The organism is Dolichospermum lemmermannii CS-548 (assembly GCF_028330815.1).
Classification (GTDB): Bacteria; Cyanobacteriota; Cyanobacteriia; order Cyanobacteriales; family Nostocaceae; genus Dolichospermum; species Dolichospermum lemmermannii.
Genome location: NZ_JAQMTJ010000081.1, coordinates 1 through 2,723 on the forward strand (window position 1 = coordinate 1; position 2,723 = coordinate 2,723).

At 35.5% G+C, this 2,723-nt stretch carries 2 protein-coding genes; one reads left to right on the forward strand and one right to left on the reverse strand.

The window, feature by feature from the left end:
- The first annotated feature begins 349 nt into the window (after window positions 1-349).
- Window positions 350-682: an SDR family NAD(P)-dependent oxidoreductase gene (locus PN450_RS05340; protein ID WP_015081088.1), complete on the forward strand. Its 333-nt coding sequence runs from the start codon at window positions 350-352 to the stop codon at window positions 680-682.
- A 253-nt stretch (window positions 683-935) separates the two neighbouring features.
- On the opposite strand, the gene PN450_RS05345 is transcribed toward PN450_RS05340, so the two are convergent.
- Window positions 936-2,195, reverse strand: a complete 1,260-nt coding sequence (locus tag PN450_RS05345) for a glycosyltransferase (RefSeq protein ID WP_271835647.1) — start codon at window positions 2,193-2,195, stop codon at window positions 936-938.
- Between the last annotated feature and the right edge of the window lie 528 nt (window positions 2,196-2,723).

Here is a 2,723-nt window from a genome sequence, read left to right on the forward strand (position 1 = left end):
TAAATTGACCCCTCTCCAAACCTCTCCCCGACGCGGGGAGAGGCTTTGAAAACCCCATTCCCTGGTAGGGAAGGGGGGCAGGGGGGTTAGGTTTTTGGAAATTATGGGTTTCATCTGATACTTTTCAAACAACCTCTAAGGGTTGAAGGAGCGACAATAGACACTACCACATTTATAGAAACTAAAATTTCGGTAGCTATCAAAGTTAGGAAAAAAGAGTGAATCCAGAAATACAGATTTTTTTATTTGAGAGTAATATTGTTAATTGCAATGGGATAAAGGTCATTTTCAATACTGTTCATCTAAGAACATTTTTGCTTTATTAAATCTAAATTAACCATTGTATTAAATGGAAAACCATCATAAATATCGACAAAAAACTGCGCTGATTACAGGATCAGCACATGGAATTGGCTACCAATTAGCTTATGTTTTTGCTAGTCATAGTTACAATCTGGTTTTAGTAGATAAAGATCAAGAAAAACTTGCGGTAATTGCTGAGGTGACAAAATCGCTAGATTTTTTAGAGGCATTAATAGATAATAGGAAAATTACTTTATCCAGTATTGTTAAAAATGTGAATTCTCTGGTGATCGCTTTAATTAGTTCCCATCAAATACGACAAAAAAGTTCAAATAATCCTGATATTTTACAAGGTTCTACAGCCCAAGCTTTTTGGTAAATATTAAGATTATTCTTGGATTAGGTAGGGAGCATCCACTTTTTGTAGATCGCCTTTTTCAACAGTGGATACTCCCAGTAAATAGGGGAATAGAGCTTTTAAAGCTGTAAGCTTTTTGAATTTCTCCTATTTTAGTCAAAGATAGCTTGATAATTTACCCATTTCCTGAAGTTGTCACTCATGATCAGAGGTATTTTGATATCAGTAGCTACTTTGGGAGTTTTTAGAATCTGCTTGACCAATTTACTAATAATTAAATAACATCTCTCTTTTCCCGGATGTTAACTAATTCGTAGAGCTTGTTTTCAAACTTTTGTGTACAAGCTGACCAATCAAATTCAAGAATTGAAGGACGAGCTTGTGCAGTCAATTGATTTTTGAGGTCAGGATTTTCCAAAATTGTGATGACTTTTTGAGCAAAGTCTTCAGGGCTATTAGGTGCAGCTAGAAAACCATTCACTCCAGAAATTACCTGTTCAGCGGTTGAAGGGGCAACAACAGCCACTACGGGAGTTCCAGAAGCTAAGGCTTCGTTGGTTGTGGTACAGAAATTTTCGGTGACAGAAGGGTTGACAAATATATCTGCTTTTGCAAACCAACCTAAAAGTTCTTTACCATGAGATTCACCCCAAATTGTGACACCATTGGGGAATTTTTCAGCCCGACGGCGAATTTCTGCATCCAAGGGACCACTACCAACAATTACTAAATGCACATTAGGAATTTTGTCAGCAATGAGCGGATAAATGTCTAAAAGTTGATTAACATTTTTTTCTGCGGTAATACGTCCTACAAATAAAATAGTTGGGCGTTTATCATCAGGAATTGGATCATAAGAAATATTGCGGGGGTGAAATTTCTCGCAATCAATTCCTTGATAGGGGAGATATTCACTCCGTTGAGCTTTTAGTTTTTGGTATTTAGTTAATTGCTCACGGGATGAAAATAAACTCAAATCGTAAGTTTCACTAAATTGTTTAACTAGAATTGGTAGGAGAGGACGCACCAAATTAAAGAACATATTACCGAAGTAATATTGGATATAGGCAATGATATCTGTGTGAAAAATGGAAATAATAGGTGTGTTTGTTTTTTTGGCATATTTCACTCCCACAGAACGTCCATAACCTTGTAAGAAACCAGAATATAAACCTCTCATTTGTGGGGCTTCTTCCACAACAATAATATCAGGTTGGAAGTGATTAAGTAATTTTGTATCACTCCAATGACGATAGCTTAATGGTTGAGGTAAGGATTTATAAAATATCAGTGGTTCTGTGGGAAATGAGTAAGAAGAAAAATTGATAAAAGATTCTAGTTCCTCTATTCCCGACATGGGACGATTACCAACTTGTTTAGGGTATTTATCATTAATTTCTGGGTGAATTAGAAAAACTTCATGCCCTTGTTTTAAAAGCCAGTGAACTCGTTGATGTACAGCAACAGAAACTCCTGTTAAAAACGGAGCGTATAATCCTGTAAATAAGGCGATACGAAGAGGTTTATTGTGCATAATGATGACCTAATATTGGTGATACTCTAGTTTCCAATGATTCTTGAAATGAGGACTTTTAGATATTGAAGCGAAAATAAAATATCTAAAAATTTCCCGATTTCCCTATAGAGAAGCTGTTAAAATAATGGGAGGTTATCAACCATTCATGAGGAGGTTTTTTGACCAAAAGAACATTCTCATACCTGAACAGAAAATCCTATTAAAAATGGAGCGTATAATCCTGTAAATAAGGCGATACGAAGAGATTTCTTGTTCATGACAATGACCTAATATTGGTAATACTCTAGTTTCCAATGATTCTTGAAATGGGGACTTTTAGATATTGAAGCGAAAATAAAATATCTAAAAATTTCCCCCATTTCCGAAAAAGAAGCTGTTGAAGCTGTAGGAACTTCTTTAGTCTTGACCAGGAGGGTATTTAAACAAAGAAACATTTTCACACCTGAACATAAACTCCTATTAAGAATGGAGCGTATAATCCTGTAAATAAGGCGATACGAAGAGGTTTATTGTGCATAATGATGA

What these genes read in the sequence shown, in the direction of transcription:
- PN450_RS05340 (WP_015081088.1), top strand. Translation starts at nt 350, where the DNA reads ATGGAAAACCATCATAAATATCGACAAAAAACTGCGCTGATTACAGGA.
- PN450_RS05345 (WP_271835647.1), bottom strand. Translation starts at nt 2,195, where the DNA reads ATGCACAATAAACCTCTTCGTATCGCCTTATTTACAGGATTATACGCT.